General features: G+C 61.5%; 3 protein-coding genes. 2 read left to right on the top strand and 1 reads right to left on the bottom strand.

Features of this window, described 5'->3' with window-relative positions; translation table 11 throughout:
* The first annotated feature begins 35 nt into the window (after nucleotides 1-35).
* Nucleotides 36-671, top strand: coding sequence for a tetratricopeptide repeat protein (locus HY556_02150; protein ID MBI4392586.1), 636 nt, complete (start codon nucleotides 36-38; stop codon nucleotides 669-671).
* A gap of 10 nt (nucleotides 672-681) precedes the next feature.
* Here the strand turns inward: HY556_02150 and HY556_02155 are convergent, their stop codons facing one another.
* Nucleotides 682-2430, bottom strand: a complete 1749-nt coding sequence (locus tag HY556_02155) for a CRTAC1 family protein (GenBank protein ID MBI4392587.1) — start codon at nucleotides 2428-2430, stop codon at nucleotides 682-684.
* Here HY556_02155 and HY556_02160 point away from each other — a divergent pair.
* Nucleotides 2429-2647: a hypothetical protein gene (locus tag HY556_02160; protein MBI4392588.1), complete on the top strand. Its 219-nt coding sequence runs from the start codon at nucleotides 2429-2431 to the stop codon at nucleotides 2645-2647. The two genes, HY556_02155 and HY556_02160, sit on opposite strands and share 2 nt — an antisense overlap.
* Nucleotides 2648-2761: the final 114 nt, after the last annotated feature.

The following is a 2761-nucleotide window of genomic DNA, read 5'->3' on the forward strand; positions in this document are numbered from 1 at the left end:
ATCCCCGGCATGTGAAAGCGTATACGGCGCTGGGGATGATCTACACGGCGCTCAAGAGTTGGCCGGACGCCGACGCCGCCTATCGGGAAGCGCTGCGCCTGGAGCCGAAGGATTCGAGCACCTGGTATCTCCAGGGCCGCTCCTATTACCTCCGCAACGAGTTCGTCAAGGCCCGCGAGGCCTTCGAGACGGCGTTGAAGCTCAGCCCCGAGAGCCTCCGGGTTTATGAGAACCTGGCCCTGACTCTCGACCTCCTGGGCGACTGGAGCGCGGCCCAAAAAGTTTTTGAGGCCGGCGTCCGCGAAAATCGGAACCGCGAGCGAGGCGAAGCGCGCATCCACATCGCCTATGGAACGTTCCTTTTCAAACTCCACCGGCTGGAGGAAAGCCGCGGGCAGCTCGAGGAGGCGGTGCGGCTTGAGCCCGAAAATCCTGAAGCCTACTACGAATTGAGCAAGACACTTTTCGGTCTCAGGCGGTTGGGCGATGCGGCGAATGCAGCTGAGACGGCGCTGCGCGTCGGCGAAGCGGATTACCGCGTCCACTTCCTCCTGTCGCGCATCTACACGGCGTTGGGCGACAAGGCCGCGGCATCGCGTCATGCGGAACTCGCTGCAACACTCGCCGACCCGGCGCCTGCGTCAGGTCGCAAGCAACCTCCCACCAACTGAACAAGTCACCTCAAGGATTGCGCGAGGCGGGTTCCACGACCGTGAGGATTTGATCGGCGGGAATGTCGGTGAGTTCCTGCCGGATGCCGCTCGGCCAGAGAATCTCGAGCTTCTTGACGACCGTATCTCTGCCCAAACCGAAATGCACGCGCCGGTCGCTCGAGCTGGCGTATCCGACGCTGGTGGTAACGTGGTTGTACTGCGTGCCGCTCGCCGCTTCGAGTTTCAGACGCGCGCCGATGCCGTCGCGATTGCTGAGCCTACCCACGGGCTTCACCATCAGCCAGTGATGGCCGTTTGAGGATAGGTTGCGGAACACTTCGGCCGGCGCGTCGAAGCGCGAGACGACAACGTCGATTCTCCCGTCATTGTCCAGGTCTCCGAAGGCGGCGCCGCGGTGGGCGTCAGCCACCTGGAAGTCTTGGCCCGCCGCGTCGGAAATGTTCGAAAAAACTTCCCCCAGGTTGGCGTAGATGGCGTTTCGCTGCTTGAAGGGGACGTTCAATTCCATCTCCACCCGGTCATTGACGTGGGAGTTTGAAGAGAAGAGGTCCTTCAACCCGTCGTTATTCAAGTCGAAGATGCCGTTGCTCCAGCCGCTGGAGAAGATGCTCAAGCGGCCGAGACGGCTCCGGTGGGTGAAGTCATCAAAAATCCCCCCGCCCTCGTTGTGGAAGTAGCTGAACATCTCGTTGGAGATGGCGGTGACGAAGAGGTCGGGCAGGCCGTCGTTGTCCACGTCGCGAAAATCCGCGCCCATGTAGGAGAGGGCGGCGCCGTCGCCGTTGTAGGCGACCCCGGCGCGCAGCCCGACTTCTTCGAACGTGCCGTCGCCTTTGTTGCGAAAGAGGAAGTTGCGCGTAGTGTCGTTGGCGACGAACACGTCGAGGGTGCCGTCCGCATCGTAGTCCGCAAACGCAACTCCCATCCCCTTGCCGAGGTTCCGGCCGATTCCCGAGGCGGCGGAGACGTCGGTGAAGGTCCCGTCGCGGTTGTTGTGATAGAGCGTGTTTGGCAAGGGATCGAATTCGCCCGGGTGGCAGTAAACGCGCACGCCGGTGAACCGCGAGCCGCAGAAGGGGTCCTTGTCGAAACCCCAGACGCAGTAGTTCACCACGAAGAGGTCGAGCCAGTCGTCGTTGTCGTAGTCGAACCAGCCGGCGCAAATGGACCACATCTTGCCGTGCTCGGCGTCGGCCCCCGGCACCCCGGCGCGCTCGGTGACGTCGGTGAAGGTCCCGTCGCCATTGTTGCGGTAGAGGATGTTGCGATTCACGCCCGCAACGTAAAGGTCTTGCCAGCCGTCGTTGTCGTAGTCTGCGGCCGCCACGCCCATTGAAAAGCCTTCGCCCTTCACGCCGGCCGTTTCGGTGACGTCGGTGAACGTCCCGTCGCCGTTGTTTCGATACAACCGGTTCCAGTACTCGGGGCCGGTCTTGGCGAGTTCCGGGATCTTGGCGCCGTTTACGAAATAGATGTCGAGCCGGTCGTCGTTGTTGTAGTCGAAGAGCGCCACGCCGCCCACCATGGGCTCAATCTGATATTTGTTGGGCGTCGCGCTGTTGCGGAGAGCGAAGCCCACGCCTGAAGGGAAAGCAATATTCTCGAAGCGCACCGGCGCGACTGGCGCCGAAGGTTTGCGGGCGCCGGAAAACGAGAATCGGACAGCGCCGCACCACAATCCCGCGGCCAGCCCCACCAGAGCAAACCCTCCGGCGATTGTGCCCGTCAGGGAAACGGATAAGAAAGTGCGCTTCATGTGTCCGAAGAGTCCCGCCGACCCGCGCCTGAAAGAGGTAGGGAAGGCAAAACAGGGGAGACTGCCGCTCGAGGAATACCGCCTGCTGCCCGAGTCCGCATGCCTCAAAGCCGGCACCGAATACTCAACCGACCACGGTACGCTCGATTATTGGGACAAGGTGCTTTTGAAAATTCTGAAGATGATCATCGGTTCCGAAAAGCAACGGCGAGAATGACGGATTTCGAAATGGCGCCAAGTGATGTCCTACATTCGCAGCGCGTTCGGTGCCCTTGGGCGCCTCAGGTTTGAAAAGTGGTCTTCGTGATTTCAGCCTGCCTCCTCTTCTGAG

Source organism: Euryarchaeota archaeon, assembly GCA_016207515.1.
In the GTDB taxonomy this organism is placed as follows: domain Archaea; phylum Thermoplasmatota; class SW-10-69-26; order JACQPN01; family JACQPN01; genus JACQPN01.